General features: G+C 51.5%; 17 protein-coding genes. 13 read left to right on the top strand and 4 right to left on the bottom strand.

Going from position 1 to position 20,483, the window contains the following annotated elements:
• Positions 1-103 precede the first annotated feature (103 nt).
• The 3 genes from NSQ73_RS27310 to NSQ73_RS27300 all read left to right on the top strand — a co-directional run bounded on the left by NSQ73_RS27310 (position 104) and on the right by NSQ73_RS27300 (position 4,903).
• Positions 104-2,650 carry a discoidin domain-containing protein gene (locus NSQ73_RS27310; protein ID WP_340989020.1) on the top strand — a complete coding sequence of 849 codons (2,547 nt, stop codon included), beginning with the start codon at positions 104-106 and terminating at the stop codon, positions 2,648-2,650.
• Positions 2,651-2,737: 87 nt separating this feature from the next.
• Complete coding sequence (locus tag NSQ73_RS27305) at positions 2,738-4,216, top strand: potassium/proton antiporter (protein ID WP_042133975.1); 1,479 nt, start codon at positions 2,738-2,740, stop codon at positions 4,214-4,216.
• A gap of 231 nt (positions 4,217-4,447) precedes the next feature.
• Entirely contained in the window at positions 4,448-4,903 is a 456-nt protein-coding gene (locus NSQ73_RS27300) for a Dps family protein (protein WP_042133976.1), read from the top strand.
• An 86-nt stretch (positions 4,904-4,989) separates the two neighbouring features.
• On the opposite strand, the gene NSQ73_RS27295 is transcribed toward NSQ73_RS27300, so the two are convergent.
• Together NSQ73_RS27295 and NSQ73_RS27290 are read right to left on the bottom strand one after the other, a co-directional pair.
• Positions 4,990-5,694, bottom strand: coding sequence for an AIM24 family protein (locus NSQ73_RS27295; RefSeq protein ID WP_042133978.1), 705 nt, complete (start codon positions 5,692-5,694; stop codon positions 4,990-4,992).
• A 52-nt stretch (positions 5,695-5,746) separates the two neighbouring features.
• Entirely contained in the window at positions 5,747-6,256 is a 510-nt protein-coding gene (locus tag NSQ73_RS27290) for a hypothetical protein (RefSeq protein ID WP_042133980.1), read from the bottom strand.
• Between the two features lie 212 nt (positions 6,257-6,468).
• On the opposite strand from NSQ73_RS27290, the gene NSQ73_RS27285 reads away from it, so the two are divergent.
• The 10 genes from NSQ73_RS27285 (at position 6,469) to modB (ending at position 16,931) form a co-directional block, all read left to right on the top strand.
• Positions 6,469-7,155, top strand: a complete 687-nt coding sequence (locus tag NSQ73_RS27285) for a M50 family metallopeptidase (protein WP_340989018.1) — start codon at positions 6,469-6,471, stop codon at positions 7,153-7,155.
• A 187-nt stretch (positions 7,156-7,342) separates the two neighbouring features.
• Positions 7,343-8,026 carry a hypothetical protein gene (locus NSQ73_RS27280; protein ID WP_042133982.1) on the top strand — a complete coding sequence of 228 codons (684 nt, stop codon included), beginning with the start codon at positions 7,343-7,345 and terminating at the stop codon, positions 8,024-8,026.
• 234 nt (positions 8,027-8,260) lie between these two features.
• The gene (locus NSQ73_RS27275; RefSeq protein WP_076247430.1) at positions 8,261-9,226 is read left to right on the top strand and encodes a helix-turn-helix transcriptional regulator; all 966 of its coding nucleotides are present in this window, start codon (positions 8,261-8,263) and stop codon (positions 9,224-9,226) included.
• A gap of 271 nt (positions 9,227-9,497) precedes the next feature.
• Positions 9,498-10,487 carry an ABC transporter ATP-binding protein gene (locus tag NSQ73_RS27270; RefSeq protein WP_042133986.1) on the top strand — a complete coding sequence of 330 codons (990 nt, stop codon included), beginning with the start codon at positions 9,498-9,500 and terminating at the stop codon, positions 10,485-10,487.
• Positions 10,484-11,476 carry an ABC transporter ATP-binding protein gene (locus tag NSQ73_RS27265; protein ID WP_336101736.1) on the top strand — a complete coding sequence of 331 codons (993 nt, stop codon included), beginning with the start codon at positions 10,484-10,486 and terminating at the stop codon, positions 11,474-11,476. Before NSQ73_RS27270 ends, NSQ73_RS27265 begins: the two co-directional genes overlap by 4 nt.
• 120 nt (positions 11,477-11,596) lie before the next feature.
• Positions 11,597-13,267, top strand: a complete 1,671-nt coding sequence (locus tag NSQ73_RS27260) for an ABC transporter substrate-binding protein (protein ID WP_340989016.1) — start codon at positions 11,597-11,599, stop codon at positions 13,265-13,267.
• Between the two features lie 78 nt (positions 13,268-13,345).
• A complete protein-coding gene (locus NSQ73_RS27255) occupies positions 13,346-14,350 on the top strand; it encodes an ABC transporter permease (protein WP_042133990.1) in 1,005 nt (334 codons plus the stop codon).
• An 11-nt stretch (positions 14,351-14,361) separates the two neighbouring features.
• On the top strand, positions 14,362-15,255 hold the full coding sequence (nikC, locus tag NSQ73_RS27250) for a nickel transporter permease (protein WP_171720516.1): 894 nt from the start codon (positions 14,362-14,364) through the stop codon (positions 15,253-15,255).
• 204 nt (positions 15,256-15,459) lie between these two features.
• The gene (modA, locus tag NSQ73_RS27245; protein ID WP_340989013.1) at positions 15,460-16,239 is read left to right on the top strand and encodes a molybdate ABC transporter substrate-binding protein; all 780 of its coding nucleotides are present in this window, start codon (positions 15,460-15,462) and stop codon (positions 16,237-16,239) included.
• 29 nt (positions 16,240-16,268) lie between these two features.
• Positions 16,269-16,931 carry a molybdate ABC transporter permease subunit gene (modB, locus tag NSQ73_RS27240; protein WP_042133997.1) on the top strand — a complete coding sequence of 221 codons (663 nt, stop codon included), beginning with the start codon at positions 16,269-16,271 and terminating at the stop codon, positions 16,929-16,931.
• 60 nt (positions 16,932-16,991) lie between these two features.
• On the opposite strand, the gene NSQ73_RS27235 is transcribed toward modB, so the two are convergent.
• Both NSQ73_RS27235 and NSQ73_RS27230 read right to left on the bottom strand, forming a co-directional pair.
• Entirely contained in the window at positions 16,992-18,611 is a 1,620-nt protein-coding gene (locus tag NSQ73_RS27235; protein WP_171720514.1) for a helix-turn-helix domain-containing protein, read from the bottom strand.
• Complete coding sequence (locus NSQ73_RS27230) at positions 18,598-20,403, bottom strand: sensor histidine kinase (protein WP_340989008.1); 1,806 nt, start codon at positions 20,401-20,403, stop codon at positions 18,598-18,600. The genes NSQ73_RS27235 and NSQ73_RS27230 overlap by 14 nt, the downstream gene beginning before the upstream one ends.
• Positions 20,404-20,483 lie beyond the last annotated feature (80 nt).

The raw sequence follows: 20,483 nt of genomic DNA, 5'->3' as shown, positions 1-20,483 counted from the left end.
CATTCATCTACTACTAAAATTTGCAGCATTGATCATCTTGTTTCTGTTGTCCGTTTCTGTCTTCGGAGAGGATGGGACAAATAGCGGCGAGGTGGAAGTTGACATGTCGGAATTATCTGCGGCCAAGGATGCGGGTCCCGCAGTTCCGGAGGGGACTGTGCTATGGAAGCTTGGCCAGCATGACGGTTCAGCCGCAGAGTTTGCAGCAGCCGGATCAAACGGGGCCAAGGGGGTATTCAGCGTTGCTTCAGCCGCAGCGAAGACGGCGGAGCTTCAGAGTATCCCGTCCGGGCTGCACGGCGCTACCAATCCTGAACTGCGGATTACCTACAAGCTGGATAAGATCCCGGTTAACGGGGTCTTATTTCGTGTCAGCATCCTTGAAGCCTACAAATCTGTACCGCAGATGAGCGTATTCTCCAACCGGCAGCTGTCAGGGATTATTCAGATTGCCGGTGTAGACGGTACGGACAGTAAATATGATTTCCGCAAAACCTATGAGCTGTACATTCCCAAAGAACAGCTCATCAGCGGAACCAACGAGCTAACGCTGCGGGCAGCGCGCGGGATCTATTCCTCGGCTGCGGAGGATAAGTATAACTGGTGGACATGGGATAACCTTAGTCTGGAAGCACTGAAGACTCCGGTTAAGGAGCCGATTCACGGGAGCTATACACTGACCGGAACCATGGTCAACAACAAACAGTTCTATTTCGACAAAGGTGCCGTTACGCATTTGCCTTATATTATGAAATGGCTGGGTTTAGCCTACAGCGGCAACATTATGCGGACCAGCTGTGCCAGCGATGTGGGCAGATCCTGTGAGAATATGGGAGAGTACTATGAGGTCCTGAAGGATTATAATATGCAGGCTGTTGCCCTCTATCTGTACACGGGTGATATCAAGCTCAAGGAAGACGGTTCACTGCCGGATGATGCGGAGAAGAAGCTGACCGATTATTTCAAGCAATACGGCCAGTATTTCCAGTACTATGAGGTGGATAATGAGCCCGGACTGTTCAACCGTTCCAAAGCAGTCAATCTGGCGATAGCCGACTGGCTGAATAAGAAAGGCAAGACGATCGCACCACATCTGCAGACGGTGGCCCCGGGCTGGGCATACTGGCCGGGTTACAGCGAAGATTCCTGCGGCAATCAGAAGGGGACGCTTAAGCAGTGCGGCGATCCGGACGGCTGGGAACGTGACCCGGAGCAGCGGAATGAACTGGAGGAAGTTACGGATTTGACCAATGGGCATTCCTATGGGGAATCCTACATTTTCAGCAACGGAGGCAGCTTTACAGAGAATCTGAAGACCTTCGGGGGAGCGGTTGACGGCCTCAGCAAAAAAATGCTCACCACCGAATTCGGCACTTCGGATACCCATGTGGATGCCTATCAATACGGCGCATCCGAGCGGACTGCGGCGGTGTTTGACCGGATTATGCGGGGGCATATCGGATATGCCGATATGTTTGTGCAGCATGCCGCTTTCTTCAAGAACTTCAGTCTGTTCAAGTACGGCTTCAACCTGGAGGAGCATGATCCGGGAGCTACAGAGATTTATTATACCAAAGAAGGTGAAGACTCACGCGTAAGTATTATGCGCCGGCTGGATCTGGCTTATGCCACACACGGGGCGCCGCTGAGCTACCAGATTACGAACAAAGATGATTTGGCTGACAAAATGGTGTATGTACGGGCGGTAGACACTTCTACTCTTGAGCCTCTGGCAGGCAGCGGAGCCACATCCAACAAGTTGCTTGTGAACTTTGTCAATTTCGAAGAAACCGAGCAGACGGTTAAAGTGAAGGTGACCATGCCGGAGAAGACCGTATATGAGGGTGAACGCTTTGGCCGCGGAGATACTTATGAAGAGGCACGCAGCTATATGTCGGGCAGGAATGCTACACCTGTGCTGGAATTCACCGAAACGCTGGCTCCGGGTGAGGCGGTGCAGTACATTCTGCAGCCCTCTTCCGAAGTAGCGGATGTGGCGCCGCAAGGCTTCAAGGCCGCGGCAGTCAAAGGGCTGTCGATGCATCTGAGCTGGCTGGAGGCTCCCGGGGCAAGCTATGAAGTGCTCCGGGCCGACGGCCCGGGCAGTGAACTGAAAGTGATTGCGGCGGGTGTGCAGAGCACAGAGTACACTGACAGCAAACTGCAGGAGGGCACATTGTATACTTATGCGGTAAGAGTGTCAGGCTCTGGCGTCATGTCAGAGAAGACACAGATTACAGCAACCGGACTCGTCCCGCTGGACCGGACCGGCTGGAAGGTTACGTCTAATGTGAACACGGCAGCCTCGAAGCCGGAGAGTGCCATTGATGGAGACCGGCGCACACGCTGGGATACCGGTAAACATCAGGCATCAGGTGAATACTTCCAGATTGATTTAGGTGCAGTACATGCAATAGAAGCCATAGAGCTGATTTATACTTTATCGTCGTATGATTATCCGCGGGGATATACCGTCCAGGTATCCGATGATGCCAAGAGCTGGACACAGGTAGCATCCGGCAAAGGGAAACTGGAGTTGACCAGAATTGCCTTTTCCCAGGTCCAAACCCGTTATATCCGCATACAGCAGACAGGTTCCGGAGGCAACTATTGGTCAATTCAGGAGCTGCAGGTGTATTCAAGAGAATAAAGGACGGCATAATAAGCTCCGTGGATTTAAGAAGCCACCGGGGTTTTTTGCTGCGAAGTATGAATGGGAAAGGGGTGAACCGGATCGATGACTCATCTTGCAGATCAAATTATTCTGCTGCTGGCGGCTTTGCTGCTGGTAGGCGTGCTGTCCACCAAATTCTCCACCCGTTTTGGAATGCCCGCACTGGTTCTGTTTATCGCTGCCGGGATGGTGCTCAGCCATTTCATTTATTTCAACAATGCTTCATTAACACAGATCGCCGGGATTTTTGCGCTTGTGGTTATTCTGTTTGAAGGCGGAATGCAGACGAGTATGAAGGATATCCGTCCGGTCATGAAGCCGGCGCTGTCGCTGGCTACGGCAGGTGTGCTTGTGACAACGGGGGTTGTCGGTGTTTTTGCCAGATTTATATTAGGCGTGCCGTGGGCGGAGAGCTTCCTGTTCGGGGCGATTGTCGGTTCGACGGATGCGGCTGCGGTGTTCTCAGTACTGGGCGGCAAAAACATTGATAAACGCCTGACCTCCACACTCGAAGCAGAATCAGGCAGCAACGATCCGATGGCGGTATTCCTCACCGTCTCCCTGATCGAATGGATACAGCATCCTGATACTGCAATCTGGAGTCTGGTGCTCTCCTTCTTCTGGGAGATGGGGATTGGTCTCCTGCTGGGGATTCTTATCGGTAAGCTGGCTACATATCTGATCAACCGGATCAATCTGGACTCCACCGGGCTGTACCCGGTGATGGCCATCGGCTTTGCGGTTCTGACCTACGGGGTTTCGGCGATGGTCCACAGCAGCGGTCTGCTTGCCGTCTATGTCATGGGGCTGGTGCTGGGGAACTCCGAGCTGATGTATCACCGTACGATCATGAATTTCAATCACGGCTTTGCCTGGATGATGCAGATTGCCATGTTCATCCTGCTCGGACTGCTGGTCTTTCCCCAGGAGCTGGCGGATATTGCCTGGCAGGGCATTCTGCTGTCCGTTATTCTAATGGTAGTAGCAAGACCTGCGGGTGTATTCATCAGTCTGCTGTTTGCCAAGTTCTCCTTCCGCGAAAAGACACTGATCTCCTGGGCCGGACTCAGGGGCGCCGTCCCCATTGTGCTTGCGACCTACCCGCTGCTCGCGGGGCTTCCGCAGGGCCGGCTGTTCTTCAATGTTGTTTTCTTCGTAGTCCTGACCTCGGCGGTCATTCAGGGAACGACCATTTCGCCCTTGGCATCGCGGCTTAGACTGGTAGGACGGGAGGATGCATCCCAGCCGTCGCTGATGGAGCTCGTGGCTCTTGGCAAGACGGATTCCGAATTTAACCACATCGGGATTGACCGGCATATGCCGATTGCCGGGATGCAGATTGCGCAGATCGGGCTGCCGGATGATATCCTGTTCACCGCGATTATCCGCAACAAGAGCATCGTGACGCCGCATGGCAGCACGGTTATTGAACCGGGTGATACAGTATATGTACTCAGCCCAAAGACCAAACGGGACGAGATGCGGGCGATCTTCCGGAGCGGGAAGGGGAAGGCGGCGGAGACAGATATCACATCGGTTTAGGATAAATGTGAGCTTCTCTGCCGGGTGAAGTGATTTGTGTCAATATAGCAGATTTTACAGCATTGTGACCGAAATAATAGGAGGTTCCGAAAGGGGAATGCTAGAATTTGCAGTAACCCTATATCATAAAGCAGAGTTGCATTAAGGCGTAATCTGTGTTAAATTGTATATAGATTTAGAATGAGTCTAAATACAATAACAAATAAACACATATCCCAGGAGGTTATTAGAATGAGTACACAAGTTAAAAGCCATACTGAATTGCATGCTGCCCTGAACCGTCAGACAGCGAACTGGACGCTGCTTGGAGTGAAGCTGCATCATTACCACTGGTATGTCAGCGGAGCACAATTCTTCACGCTGCATGAGAAATTTGAAGAGCTGTACAATGAAGCTGCCGGTTATGTGGATGAGCTGGCTGAACGTTTGCTCGCCATTGGCGGACAACCTGCTTCCACAATGACACAATATCTGGCTCTCTCCGGACTGAAGGAAGCAACCGGCGGCGAAAGCGCGAAGGAAATGGTAGCGCAGCTGGTTAAGGACTTCACTGCCGTAGCCGAAGAGCTGAAGCAGGCGATCTCTGCTGCCGAAGAGCTTAGCGACCAGCCTACGGCTGACCTGCTGATCGGTATTAGAACAAGCGTCGAGAAAACATCCTGGATGCTGAACGCTTACCTGGCTTAAACCGTAACAATAGTATATAAGAAGAGCGCCCGTGGGTATCCGCACGGGCGCTCTTTGCAGTATGGCCGGTTATCCCGGCAGCAGGCTTACTTGATAAATACTCCGCCAAACGGCAACGCCTCACGCAGGAAGCGTTTGATAATGCCGTCTTCATTATTATCCCGCTGAAAACGCCTGCTCTGGCGTCCGGCCTGGAACAGCACAGGCCCGTGGCCGGTCATCTTCCAGTGATAGCTCATATGCTGGCTGGCGAGATGATTGCCGTAGACCGTAAGCTCAAGCCGGGCATTCTCGGGATAGGCAATAATACTGCCGGCATCGACGTACAGCGGATCAAACGGGTCAAGCTCGGCTTCACAGACCGTGCCTTCTGTCAGAATGCCGATGCTGCCATGTCCGGAGAATTTCACCTTGACGATATCCCGGGTAATCAGCATATTCTTCATATTCAGCACTCTGGTCTGCATGGTGACTCCCTTGCTGTAGAAGAACAGATGCCTGAAATCATAGAGCAGATCGCTCTTGCCGTCGAGCTGCAGCGTCTTGACCCGGTAACCGGGCGGCAATGCCGCTACGAACCGGCAGGGTCCGGTGATATCCGAGCGGATCAGCTTCCGTTTGCGGTACATGCCCTTCACATCCATCAGCCGGTCCGCCCGTCCTGAAGAGGGGCCTTGATAGGCTATAATCTGCTGCGGATGGAGCACATGAACCTCTTCATTCTCTGCGACGGTAAAAGCAACGGCCTGTCCGCTGCCGCTGTCGCCTTCATCCTGGACATCAACATTCATTCCTTATGCTCCCCTCGTGCAGTGCCGTGTACATGCGCTTCTTCCTCCGGCCTTAACGCAGCCGGTCGCTTCTTCTGGAACGGTGGCGCATGGTGAAGCGCAGCAGCCGGATCAGCAGGAAATAACCCAGGATAAGAGCAAGTCCGGTGATCACAGTCACCTTGATCCGGTTATAGTAATTTTCCCTTGCCGTACGGTCATTCTTCAGTTCATCGACGACCTGGCTGAGCTGGCGGTTCTGTTCCTGCAGCGCGGCATTCTGGGCCTGGTAGGTCGCCATTTGCTGCAGAGACTGGTCCAGCTGGTCTTTTGTCTGCCCCAGCTCGTCCACTGCCGTTCCAAGCTCCGCCTTTGTTTTCTGCAGTTCCTCCGCCGTCTGCTGATAGCTCTCCTGCAGTTTGTTGACTTCACCGGGCAGCTCCGAGAAGCTCTGTAGTCCATTATATAAATCAGTGAAATAGTTGGCTTTGGCCGCAGGGATATCATAAGTGAAAGAAATCCCGAGCAGCAGCAAGGCCGACCCCAGCAGCTTTATCATATTTCTTGTTGCGCGTTTGTTCATTACTGATCACCACCTGTTATAGGCTTGTTGTATTCTTATTTTATCATAGCCGGTCCTGATTTGGGCAGTGCGGGCAGCTTTAGGAATAATTACCCTTCCTGTCTATGCAGGTAACCATATGTGTAATACAGCACAAATCATATGAAGGTTTCTATTATATTGAGTGTGCACATAAATTAACGTATACTTTGAACGGAAAGGAGCTGCTTCGAGTGAATAAATGGCTCAAAACGTTGTTGTTTCTGGCAGGTTCTGCACTGTTGACCCGGTTTATTCCGTTCTCATCCTTATTCCGTAATCTGGATACGATGTTTCACGAATTCGGCCATGCGCTGGTAACCCTGCTGCTCTCGGGGAGTGTGCTGCGGATAGAGCTGCATCCCGACCATAGCGGTGTAACCTATTCAGCGATTGCCGCAGGGGGGAGGGCAATTCTTGTATCGCTGGCCGGTTATCCTCTGGCTTCACTATTCTCATTGCTGCTCTTCTATCTATATAGTAGAGACAAGCGGCAGTGGGGGCTGATTATGGCCAGCGGTGTTGCGCTGGTGATGCTGGTGCTCTATGTACGGGGCGGCTTTGGGATGATTTGGCTGAGCGGTTTTATTCTGCTGAATGCCGCTATGCTGTTCCTTTGGCCGAAGGTCAGCAAATATTATTATTTATTTCTTGCATTTCTGACTCTGGAGGAGTCCGTAATGGGGACGCTGTTTCTGGTAACGGCTTCGGTACTGACGCCTTCCCGTGCGGGGGATGCAGCAAATTTGGCCAGATTAACGCCGCTGCCGGCTATATTGTGGGCACTGCTGTTCTTCCTCTTCTCGCTGCTGTGTGCCAAGTGGGCGCTGGGCTTTTTCTTTAAGGAAGAAAAATCAGCTAACCGGGCAAGAAGCCTATAATGCGCAAAACTGTGTTCGTCATATTTTGACAAAATAATAGACTTTCGCAAAGAGGCAATTACCTTTAGTGGTAGGTTGGCTCTTTTTTTGTCGATATTATAGGACCGAACATATATTCCATGACAAGGAGTTGTCCGCCATTATTGGTACATTAATAGAAGACCCAAAAAAAGAAAGAGGTGGAAATATGCAAGCAAGTATTCAGCCCATATTTACTTGGAGCCAGGATCGGATTTTAGCAGGAGGTGCGAAGAATATTATCCTGCTCGTGGAGTGGAAAGGAGTGTCACAAGGAGAGGAATTCCGCAAGAAAAGCCGAAAGGTTGTAGCCCGGGAGATTGAGCTGCGCGTATGGCTGGAAAGCCACGTTACGGTGACCGGATGCTACGGGTGTACAGCAGAAGAAGGAGAAGGACGCTCACTGCTGCTGAAGCTGGGCAAAATCCATTCCGGGCAACGCAGGTTTATTGCTTTGGAATTTACGATGTCAGGCATGCCTGCAGGCATACATGAGGCGCTTTGGCTGCAGTGGCAATACAGACAGCCCACGGTAGAACGTATACGTGAGCTGCCGCTCAAGAAGCTCGGAATGGAATATTCACATCATACGGATGTACTGGGCGCTCAGTGTTGTTTTCATGTTGAGAAGCATGTAGAACTGCTCAAAATGGAGGGATTATTAGCAGAAAGGGAAGTGGCCAGAGCCCAAAATCAGCAGCAGGTCTCCACGGAGAAGCTGCGGCGTCAGGCGGATAAATTGCTGCTGCTCGCTGCACGTTCCGGCGATATGCAGCTTGTAAAGGAAGCGGAAGCACTCTATAAGCAGCTTGAGGTGGAGATGACTCTCTTGGGAAAGGTTGTAACGAGATAAATGTAAGGAATGCAGCAGGGATACAATAGGCAGTGATCATACATATAGGTTAAAATTTGAATCCAATTCGCAGAAATAGATAACGAATCGTGTAATATATAAATGTGGTAATATAGTAAAATAGTTCTATTATATTTTCTTATCTCGGTTATTACATCCTTGGTTATAGATATATATAACTAGTTTATTTAAAAATAATGGGTCTATTTTACCATGAATCAAGGAGAACTGAAAATGACAGACCGATTAATCCGGCTGATGCGCATTATTACGCTAGTTCAAGCCAAACCGGGAATTCTGGCCCGTGAGCTGGCGGAACGATGCGGCAACAGTGAGAGAACGATTTACCGGGATATGGATGCGCTCAGTGCCATGCATATCCCCATTACCCATATGGGACACGGTAAGGGATATGCTTTTATCGGTAATTTTGCACTGTACCCTTTGGATTGGTCAGAAGAAGAAGCAGCCGCATTTTCACAGTTGCGCAGTATTATGACGGATATCAAACCTTTACTGCCCCCGGATTTTGAAGACGCCTATGAGAAAGTGATGGCCGCAGAATATAAGCAAAAGGCAGAAAGGGAAGAAACGATGGAGAGCGCGAAGAAGGAAGCGGGTCAGCATTGGATGGAGAGAAGCGGATCTCATGGAGATCAGCCATTCTATCTGACCGGCATTCTGGATGCCGTGATGAAGCAGCGCAGTATACAGGCGGACTACAGTGAGAATGCATACGAAGAAAAAGGTATCAAGATTGATCCCTACTGCCTGGTCCCGTTGGAGAATCGTTTTCATTTGATTGGGTTTTGTCATCGCTTCGGGATCATCCGCACCTTTCATATTAACGGGTTTTCCAGTGTGAAGCCGCTGGACAGCTGGTTCTCCAAGGATAAATTTGATTTACAGGCTTTTATGGAGCAGAAGTGGTCTCTGGACCAGGATAGTCTGCAGGTAGAATTCAAAGTCAAGTTCTCGGAACGGATGATGGAGAGGCTTAAGCATGAGGAGATGTTTGTGAAGCCCAGCAGGGTGGACCGCCAGAACCGCTGTCTGCATTTTAAGGTTGCGGTGGAGCAGGATATTGGCTTTGTTCACTGGATTATGAGATACGAGGAAGAAGCTGAGATTATGGAGCCGGTCTACTACCGGGAAGTTCTCAGAAATCAGCTCGAGAAATGGCTGTCGCTATATAAATAGCGCAGTTTTTCTTTTTATATATAGGTATTTACACAGGTTGGGCATGTAATTATTCATACCAAAACACTCGTGTTAGTTATATGCGCAAATTTTCCTTGTCTAGTCGGGGTATATATAGTAAGTTATACATTAAATAACAACAATGTGTATTTAAGCGGATTATTGTAACGTGTCATGTCAGGTATTCGTTAATATATCTAACTTTTTAAATATATTTTCTATCCTGTCATTTGACCTTTGTTCAATTTTTAAGTAGAAGAGAGGTAGAGATTTGATCCAGCCCATTCTAAAAATTGAAAATTTGCACACCCACTTTTTTACCGACCGCGGTGAAGTTCCTGCAGTTGACGGTGTTGATTTGTACATTAATCCGGGTGAGGTTCTGGGTGTGGTAGGCGAATCCGGCTGTGGTAAAAGCGTAACCTCCCTGTCCATTCTGAAGCTGGTTCCGAATCCCCCGGGAAAAATCGTGGGTGGACGTATCCTGCTGAAGGGCCGTGATCTTGTCCCGCTCAAAGAGAAAGAAATGCGTAAGATCCGCGGTGACTCGGTCTCGATGATTTTTCAGGAACCGATGACTTCGCTCAATCCGCTGTTCACGGTCGGACAGCAAATTATAGAAACCGTACGCCTGCACCGCGGCCTCTCCAAGAAGGAGGCCCGGGAGCACGCTGTAGAGATGCTCCGCAAGGTTGGCATTCCCCGGCCGGAGGCCATTATTGATGAATATCCGCATCAGCTGTCGGGAGGCATGCGCCAGCGTGTAATGATCGCCATGTCCATTTCCTGCAGTCCGGAGCTGCTGATTGCCGATGAGCCGACGACTGCGCTTGATGTAACGATTCAGGCACAGATTCTGGATCTGATCCGCCGGCTTAACGAAGAACAGGGTACCGCAGTTATGCTGATTACCCATGATCTTGGTGTTGTAGCGGAGATGTGCCACCGTGTTGCGGTTATGTATGCCGGCAAGGTAGTGGAGGAAGGCAGCGTACGTGATATTTTCAAGAATCCGCTGCATCCGTATACCCGGGGGCTGATCGAATCTGTACCGCGGATGGATGAAACCAGGGAACGGCTGTATTCTATTCCGGGCAATGTGCCGATTCTCAGCAAAGAAATGCAGGGCTGCCGGTTCGCGCCGCGCTGCCCTGATGTCATGGATATCTGCCGTCAAAGTCTTCCGAAGCTTACGCTCCAGGAGGAACAGCACAGCTGCAGATGCTGGCTGCATGAAAGTCAACAGGAGGATGCGGTATGAGTGAGAGCCTGCTAGAGGTCAAGGGCCTTAAGAAGTATTATCCGATCAACAAAGGGTTCTTCAATCGCGCGCAGGGCTATGTCAAGGCTGTGGACGATATCTCCTTCTCGGTAAGCAAAGGTGAGACCTTTGGCCTGGTTGGAGAGAGCGGCTGCGGTAAATCCACAACCGGCCGTGCCTTGCTTCGGCTGATTGAGCCCACGGCGGGAGAGGTTTGGTTCGAAGGTCAGGATATCACGAAGCTATCTATAGAGGAGATGCGGAGGCGGCGCCGGGAGATGCAGATTGTTTTCCAGGACCCGTTCTCATCCTTAGATCCGCGCAATACCGTACAGCGTATTCTTGAAGAGCCGATGATCGTGCACGGAGTAGGCGATGCCAAGCAGCGCCGGGCCGAAGTAGAACGGCTTGCGGATGTAGTCGGGCTGGCTAAAGCGCATTTGCAGCGTTACCCGCATCAGTTCTCCGGCGGACAACGCCAGCGGATCGGGATTGCCAGAGCACTGGCGCTCCAGCCGAAGCTGATTATCGCCGATGAGCCTGTATCTGCACTGGATGTATCGATCCAGTCACAGGTTATTAACCTGATGCAGGATTTACAGAAGGAATTCGGATTGACCTATATCTTCATCGCCCATGATCTCAGCGTGGTGAAGCATATCTGCGACCGTGTTGCCGTCATGTATCTGGGACGGATTGTTGAAGTCACCGATAAGCATAAGCTCTATGCCGATCCGCAGCATCCCTATACGCAGGCACTGCTGTCCGCAGTTCCTGAGCCCGATCCCGATATCCGCAAGGAACGGATCATTCTGCAGGGTGAGGTACCGAGTCCGGCGAATGCGCCGGTCGGATGTGCTTTTAATACACGTTGTCCCAGGGTGATGGAGGTATGCCGTAATGTCAGACCGCCGCTGCAGGAGACAGGGGCCGGACATTTGACCGCGTGCCATCTGTATGATGAGGAAGTCCGTTCCCGGCTGGCCTAATGAAAGAAGGAAGAATTCAATACCGCTCTCTATGCATGGGCCCTGATATATGGCAGCGCTTTGGCGCAGCTCCATATAAACGCTTTAATACTTTTAATGAGAGAAGGGAGTTTTCTAGAGATGAAGAAGTGGAGTAGTCTTGCACTGGCAGTAACGCTGGGGGCGGTATTAACATTAAGCGGCTGCGGGGGTAACAATAACAACGCAGGCACAGAAGCGACTGCAGGCACGAATGCAGCGGCGACTACCGCACCGGAGAGCTCACCTGAAACATCGGCTAACACTCAGGATACACTGATTCTTGGGCGCGGCGGCGATTCTGCATCGCTGGATCCGGCCATTGTCACCGATGGCGAATCCCTGAAGATTGCCCACCAGGTATTCGATTCCCTGCTGGAATACAAGCCCGGCACCTCTGAAGTACAGGCTTCCCTTGCGGACAGCTGGGAGGTATCTGCTGACGGTCTGACGTATACCTTCAAGCTTCATCCGGGCGTGAAGTTCCATGACGGAACGGATTTCAACGCTGAAGCAGTAGTCTTCAACTTCACGCGCTGGAGTGATCCGGCAAGTGAGTTCAAGTTCGAAGGCGATTCCTTTGACTACTATGATTCGATGTTCGGTCCGGACGGCAGCCGCGTAATCAAAGAAGTTAAGGCTGTGGACGCAACTACTGTTGAGTTTACACTCAATCAGCCGCAGGCACCGTTCCTGCAGAATATCGCTATGACCTCCTTCGGGATTGCCAGCCCTGCTGCCATCCAGGAGAAGAAAGAAAACTTCAAGAACGAGCCGGTAGGCACAGGGCCTTTCGTGTTCACGGAGTGGAAGCATAATGATTCCATTACACTGGACAAGAACCCTAACTACTGGAAAGAAGGCCTTCCGAAGCTGAACAAAGTCATCGTCCGCTCGATTCCGGACAACTCGGCACGCTTCAATGCCCTGCAGAACGGCGAGATCGACCTGATGGAGGATTTGAGCCCGGATGACCTGTCTACACTTGAAGGCAACACTGAGCTGCAGAAGATTGAACGTCCGCCGTTCAATGTCGCATACCTCGGCTTCAACTTTAAGAAGAAACCTTTTGATAATGTGAAAGTAAGACAGGCCCTTAACTATGCGGTGAATAAACAAGCTATTATTGATGCATTCTTCTCGGGCCAGGCTAGTGCCGCTGTTAACCCGATGCCGCCATCACTGTGGGGCTACAACGATGCTGTGCAGGATTATGCATACGATCTGGACAAAGCGAAGGCGCTGCTTGCGGAAGCTGGCTACCCTGACGGTCTGCCGGATACAGTAACCCTGTATGCTATGCCGGTATCCCGTCCTTACATGCCTGACGGCAAGAAGGTTGCTGAAGCGATCCAGGCAGACTGGGAGAAAATCGGCGTGAAGACGGTTATTGAATCCCCGGAATGGGCGACTTATCTGGATGATACCAAAGCCGGCGAGAAAGATGATATCTACATGCTCGGCTGGACCGGCGACAATGGTGACCCGGACAACTTCCTGTATACCCTGCTCGATAAGGATGCTATCCCTGGTAACAACCGTTCCTTCTATGTGAATGAAGATCTGCACACGATCCTGATCAATGCCCAGAAGGAAACGGATCAGACGAAACGTTCTGACCTGTACAAACAGGCTCAGGAAATCATCAAAGCGGATGCACCGTGGATTCCGCTTGTGCACACTACACCGCTGCTGGCAGCGAAGGCCAATCTGAAAGGATTCGTTCCAGGCCCTACAGGTACGGAATATTACAGCGAAATTTACTTCGAATAGTATGCTCCATAAGCATTTGCTTGCCGCCGCATGCCGGGCGGCAAGTTATGCTTAAGGACCACTGGAAGGTGAGCCAACTTGAACTCCTACCTATTAAAACGTGTCATGGTTTTATTCCCTGTGCTGATCGGGATGACGATTATCGTCTTCTCCATTATTCACGCCATTCCGGGTGATCCGGCAGAAACCATTCTGGGCCAAAAAGCAACCGAGCAGTCCAAACAGGCGCTGCGCGAGCAGCTGGGTCTCGACAAACCATGGCTGCAGCAGTACTTCAACTATATGGGGGATTTGGTGCAGGGTGATCTGGGGACCTCAATCCGGACCAAGACACCGATTGCCAAAGAAATTATGCCTTATCTGGCGGCAACGCTGGAGCTTACGGCAGCGAGTATGCTGTTTGCTACCATTGTAGGAGTGAACGCCGGTATTCTAAGTGCCTGGCGGCAGAATTCCTGGTTTGATTATACCGCGATGATTATAGCGCTCATTGGCGTGTCCATGCCGATCTTCTGGCTGGGGCTGATGGAGCAGATGTTATTCGCGCTGAAGCTGCACTGGCTGCCCTCTATAGGCAGGATGGATCAGCGGAATCCCGTGGAGAGTATAACCAATCTGTATGTGATCGACACGATACTGGCAGGAGACTGGCGCCAGCTGTGGACGGTCATCAAGCATCTGATCCTGCCAAGCATAGCGCTGGGCACCATTCCGATGGCAATTATTGCCCGGATGACCCGTTCGAGTATGCTGGAGGTCATGAACTCCGACTATATCCGTACGGCAAAGGCCAAAGGATTGTCGCAATTCCTTGTCGTATATAAGCATGCACTTAAGAATGCGCTGATTCCCGTGCTGACCGTAGTAGGTCTGCAGACAGGTGCGCTTCTCGGCGGTGCGGTGCTGACAGAGACAATCTTTGCCTGGCCGGGCGTGGGAAGATATATATTTGAGGCGATCAGCTCACGCGACTATCCGGTCATCCAGACCGGCATTCTGATCATTGCTTTTATCTTCGTGTTCATTAATCTGCTGGTGGATCTGCTGTATGCCGTCATTGATCCGCGCATCAACTACAAGTGAGGGGTGAACCTATGGGACAGGCATCAATTCAAGTAACGCCCCCGGCTGTACCTGCTGACAAGGTTTCCGGGCCTTGGCGGGATGCGTGGAAGGCTTTCCGCAAGAATAAGACAGCGATGGCCGGCCTTGGCATCATCGTATTTTTTGTGCTGATTGCCCTGCTGGCACCCTTCATCGCCCCTTACGGCTTCAAGGAGCAGGAGCTGGTTAACCGGCTCAAGGCGCCGTCCGCTGACCACTGGTTCGGTACAGATGATCTGGGCAGAGATATGTTCACCCGTATTCTATACGGTGCCCGGATCTCTCTCTGGGTGGGCTTCTTCTCGGTTATCGGCTCCATTGTTGTCGGTACGTTTCTGGGGATTCTTGCGGGATTCTACGGCAAATGGATTGATATGCTGATCTCCCGCATGTTCGATATTCTGCTGGCCTTCCCGAGTATTCTGCTGGCCATTGCCATCGTAGCCATTCTGGGGCCTTCGCTGCAGAATGCGCTGTATGCCATTGCCATAGTTAATATCCCTACCTATGGCCGGCTGGTAAGGGCCAAGGTACTCTCTCTGAAATCGGAGGAGTACATTACGGCAGCCCGGGCGATCGGAATGACGAATAACCGCATTCTGCTGACCCATATTCTGCCGAACAGCTTAACGCCGATTATCGTGCAAGGGACACTTGGCATCGCCACCGCGATTATTGAGGCAGCTGCACTTGGCTTCCTGGGACTCGGCGCACAGCCGCCCGATCCGGAATGGGGCAAGATGCTCTCGGATTCACGGCAGTTCATCCAGAAGGCACCCTGGACGGTTATTTTCCCGGGGCTATCCATTATGCTGACCGTGCTTGGCTTCAATCTGGTAGGGGACGGCCTGCGCGACGTGCTTGACCCGCGGATGAAGAATTAACTTCTGTTCACTGATAGCCCTGCAGGCCTTTGGCTTGTAAGGGCTATTTTTTCTGAGTAGCTATACTTACAGCTGAAATTATCACTTGTTCATATCAATAATAACTAAATATAATCAAACATAATCAAAACGTATAGTAAAACCAAAAAAGATGTGCTAGAATAGCACCAAAATATATAAGATACATACATGGGAGGAATGGAAATGTTCAAGAAGCTGGGGTTAGTGTTAGTAGCGGGATTGGTAGCGGCGGGATTGTCTGCTGCACCTGCTGAACAGGCACAGGCAGCTAAGAAAACTGAAATTATTATATCTGCGGCAGCCAGCCTGCAGGACAGTCTCGACAAGATTGCCGTGACTTACGAGAAGCAGCATCCCGGTATTGATCTTGTTTTTAACTACGGTGCTTCCGGTACGCTGCAAAAGCAGATTGAACAAGGCGCTCCGGCTGATCTGTTCTTCTCTGCAGGAGACAAACAGATGACTGCCCTGGTAGATGGCGGGCTCATTAGTGATAATACGGAGCTGCTGAAGAATCAGCTGGTTCTCGTGGTGCCTTCTGATTCGAAGACTTCCATTACTACAATCACCCAGCTTACCGATAAAGCCTTCAAGAAGGTGGCTGTCGGCCAACCGGAATCGGTGCCGGCCGGGCAATATGCGCAGCAGTCATTGACGGCTAAGAAGGTATGGGATACGCTGCAGAGCAAGCTGGTCTTTGCCAAGGATGTCCGTCAGGTATTGTCTTATGTGGAAACAGGCAATGCAGATGCCGGCTTCGTCTACAAGACAGACGCGCTTACGTCGAACAAAGTGAAGATTGCCCTGACAGTGGGCGGACATGTGCACAAGGCCATTAATTATCCGGTAGGCATTGTTAAGGAGTCCCCGCATCAGGCGGAGGCCAAGGCATTCTACGATTATGTACAGACAACAGCGGCGGACGCGGTATTTACAAGCTACGGCTTTCAATTAGCACAATAATAACTACTATATAAATGGGGTGAGAAGAGATGGAGATCAATTGGACCGATTTTTTCGCCCCGGTCTGGCTTTCGGTCAAGATTTCAGTGATTACCAGCATTATAGTGTTCTTACTGGCTACGCTCGCAGCCAAGAAGATGGCAGGGCGGAGGTTCTTCGGACACAGCCTGGTTGAAACGGTCCTGCTGCTTCCGCTGGTTCTGCCGCCGACGGTTGTCGGCTTCGTCCTGCTGGTGATCCTCGGCCGGCGTAGCTGGATCGGCAGGCTGTATGAACAGTTCACCGAGCATACCATTCTGTTTACCTGGGGCGCGGCGGTCATTGCCGCAGTAGTGGTCGCTTTCCCCTTGGTATACAGGACGGTCAAGGCGGGCTTCGAAGGGGTGGAGAAGGATCTTGAGGATGCCGCGCGGGCGCAGGGAGCCAGCGAGCTTCAGGTCCTGCGCTATGTAACCCTTCCGCTGGCCAGCCGTTCACTGGCCGCAGGTTATGTGCTCGGGTTTGCCCGGGGGCTGGGCGAATTCGGCGCTACGATTATGGTAGCGGGGAACATTCCCGGGCGGACCCAGACGGTGCCGACCGCAATCTATGTAGCAGTTGACGGAGGCAATATGACGCTGGCCTGGATGTGGGTATGCTCGATTATTGTCATCTCGGCCCTTATGCTGATGTTTGTTAACCGCCGTTCCTGACGGAGTGTAAGCTGAATTACCCCCGGTATCACCAGAAATTCTGGAGATACCGGGGGTTTTTCATTGGGGCATTCCCATGCCCATTCTGCGGTAATCGGAAGGGGATACGCCGGCCTCTTTCTTGAAGATCCGGTTAAAGGACCGGTAATTCTCAAAACCGATAGATTCAGAAATTTCAAATGTCTTATGATCCGTGGTAAGCAGCAGCAGCTTTGCCTTTTCAATCCGCAGACGGGACAGGTATTGAATGAAGCTTTCGCCTACTGCTTTTTTGAACATGGAGCTGAAATAAGGCACACTGTAATTAATCGAAGCTGCCAGCTCCTCCAGCTTATAGGGATAGCTGAGGTCTTCACGCATGTGCTGAATGATTCTTGTAATCGAAGCATCGATCTTCCGGCCGCCCTCCTGAAGCTGCTGAAGCTTGCGGAAATAATCACAGGTCGCCTCGTGTACGGAGTTGAAGGTCTGGCACAGCTCCATTTTTTTACGCAGGTCCGCTTCGAGATCCGCACCACCCTCTGCTCCAATAACGTTATGGCTCATATCCAGGAAGACTCTCAAATATAAGGATTTGATCTGCTCCGGGTCCCAGGATTGCTCCATAGCCTGGCGGTATAAGGAGAGGCGTTCCTGCTCCAGTGCAGCCGTGTTCAAATGCGGCTCCAGCAGTGCTTTCTTGAGTACCTTGCTCCAGAACCGGCTGAGCGGCTCCGGAATCCGCTGGAAACGGGCGATTTGTTCCCAATCCTCAATAGCGATGCTCTCGCCAAAGCGGTAAAAGAAAGGATAGGGGGCAGAAGCCAGCCGTTTCAGTGCCTCAGGCCGGGCCTTCAGTCCCTGGCCGAAGCTGCACTGCAGGGCAATACAGCTCATTTTGAGATTGGCGGCAAAGGAATCCAGCACCTGTTCCGGGAAATTGGGGCGCATAGCCTTTGACGTATCGGTGTATATGGCGAGAAAACGTCCCTTGTCGAGCGCGATGACTTTATGCGGGCCTATGCCGGCCAGCAGCTCCTTAAGTACGTTGACTCCGGCGAATTGCCACAGCTTCAGCTCTTCAAGCTGATCAATCGGGAAGCGAAGGGAATTCCTGTCCAGCTCCAGCAGCAATACCTTGAAGCTTTGTTCGTGAAGCGGGAGCTGGGAGTCCTCCAGACTGCGCAGCCACTTGGCTTCGGCCGCCGGACTCAGCAGCATATCCAGAAAGAGGCTCTGCTCAATCTCCACCTCACTGAGCCGGACCTGCTGTTCCAGCTGGAGATGCTTTTCCCGGGTTTCATCAAGTGAGTTCACCTGGGAGGCCAGCTCCTCCATCGTCCGGGTCAACAGGCCGGGATCAGAAAGACAGTCATCTTTAATGAGATAGGCTGCAGCCTTCAGATGAATGGCCTGCTGGGCATAATGGAAATCCTGGTGGCAGGTAAGGATGATGATCTGCGGCGGACGTTCTCCGCTTTTCTCAATTTCGCTTAGCATCTCAAGCCCATTCATGCCCGGCATGGTGATATCGGTTACGACAAGCTCCGGCTTGTGCTTCAGGAACAATTCAAGTCCGTCCCGGCCGTCTTCGGCTTCGCCAACCAGCGTGAATAAATCGGCACGCTCTTCAATGAAATGACGGAATACCGTTCTTGCCGGAATTTCGTCCTCCACGAGCACAACTCTATAGGGATTCATGAGGCTCCTCCTTTACAAGAACATTCTCAGACGGCAGCATAATACGGATCGTCAGCCCTTCACCCGGGTCACTGGAGAGCAGAATTTGCGCATCCCCTCCGAACAGCAGCTTCATCCGCAGCCATACATTCTGCAGCCCGATGTTCTCCGTGGACTCTTCATGGAGCAGATGGAGCTGCAGCTTCTTCAGTTCGGCTTCCGCAAGGCCAATCCCGTCGTCAGTAATCTCAAGGATGATATAGTTCTGGCCGGTATCGGTGAAGACCCGTATACTGATATGCCCTTCCGGCGTTTTACGCGGAAGAATCCCATGGAACACAGAATTTTCGATCAGCGGCTGGAGGCTCAGCTTCGGAATCTGCATACTCTGCAGCGGCTCCTCGATGCTGGACTCCAGCCGGATTTGACATTTATACCGCATATTGAGCAGCCCCACATAATCCGCCAAATAATCAAGCTCCTGCCGAAGCTGTACGGTCTGCTCGAAATTCTCCATAGAGTACCGCAGCAGCGCGACCAGCCGGCCCATCAGCGAATTGATCTTCTCATAATCCTTCATCATGGCGAACATCCGGATGGTGTTTAAGGTATTGTACATGAAATGGGGATTAATCTGCGATTGCAGCGCTCTAATCTCCAGTTTGCGCTTCAAATCCTCTGAATCATGCAAATCTGCCAGCAGATCCTGAATGCGGACAGCCATCGTATTGAGCATCCGGCCCAGATCCCCGATTTCATTATTGGCAAAATGAGTGACCCGGGCCTCGAAATGCCCTTTCTTAAGCGCATCCACCTGCCGCTTCACGGCTTGCAGCGGCCGGTATAACTGATATCCGAACCCGACAACGCATAGTGCCCCCAGCACCGCAAGAATGACCAGGAAATAAGTTACGGTCCGCCGGATAATGTCTGCGCTGGCGGTAAGCTCCTTGGACGGAATTTCCGAGACCACGATCCAGTTGTCGTAGGTGGAGGTCTGTTTGACTGAGACAATGGAAGAGCCTGCCGCGAATTGATCGGGGCGGTTCAGCTCTTTCCAGTGCTTGAGAATACCCTGTACACGCCGGGTATCCTCGGCTTTCTCAAGCTTGCTGGTTGTAGCGATCGTCAGCCCGTCTTCGGTCAACAGCGAAATGGAGCCTTCGCTCCCGAGCTGAATATTCTCAATCTGCCGCTGGTATTGGTTATTGCTCATGGAGATCAGCAGTACTCCCTTCAAGTCCTCATACAAATCGAAGGGAACCCGTGAGATATAATAGGTGGAAGAGTCCAGAATCGCAAGTTCCGGCAGAGAGTGCTTATCCAGAAAAATATTAGGTTTCCCCGAGGCCAAATACGTTTCAATCAGCGGCCGGTAAGGGGAATCCGCAAGGGCAGCCGGGGCCTCCGTAGAAGAGAGCACTTCTCCTGTAATAGCTGAATAGACCTGCAGTCCTTCAACATTCCCGATAATCGCCGAGGCGCTGCTGAGCACGGAGATCAGATCCTTTTTGCGGACAACCTCTTCAAAATATTGGGCCGACGGTGAAACCAGCGCGCCCTGAATCGACGAAATACGTGAGTATTGCTCGCTTAATTCCCTCAGCCGGGTCATGGTTAATTCAATCCGGTCTACGACCTGATTGACCAGCTGGGCATTCAGACGGTTCACCTGTTTCTCTACGGTTGTGGTGGATACGCTTACAGAGATAATAGACAATACAATCAGCGGAATCACGGAGATGGCGAACATGACGAGAATCATCTTGATGTAGAAGCTCCGCCGCAAAAAGCTGAAAAATGGTGAACTCATAGGAACCCCTTCCGTTAACCGGTTTTAGACGCTGGATGCTGGATAGGCTATCCTATAAAGATTATAGTACATTGGAGAAT

It is taken from the genome of Paenibacillus sp. FSL R10-2736, assembly GCF_038000245.1.
Taxonomy (GTDB): Bacteria; Bacillota; Bacilli; order Paenibacillales; family Paenibacillaceae; genus Paenibacillus_AQ; species Paenibacillus_AQ phytohabitans.
The sequence above is the reverse complement of the archived record's forward strand: the minus strand, read 5'-3'. Positions and strand labels throughout refer to the sequence as shown.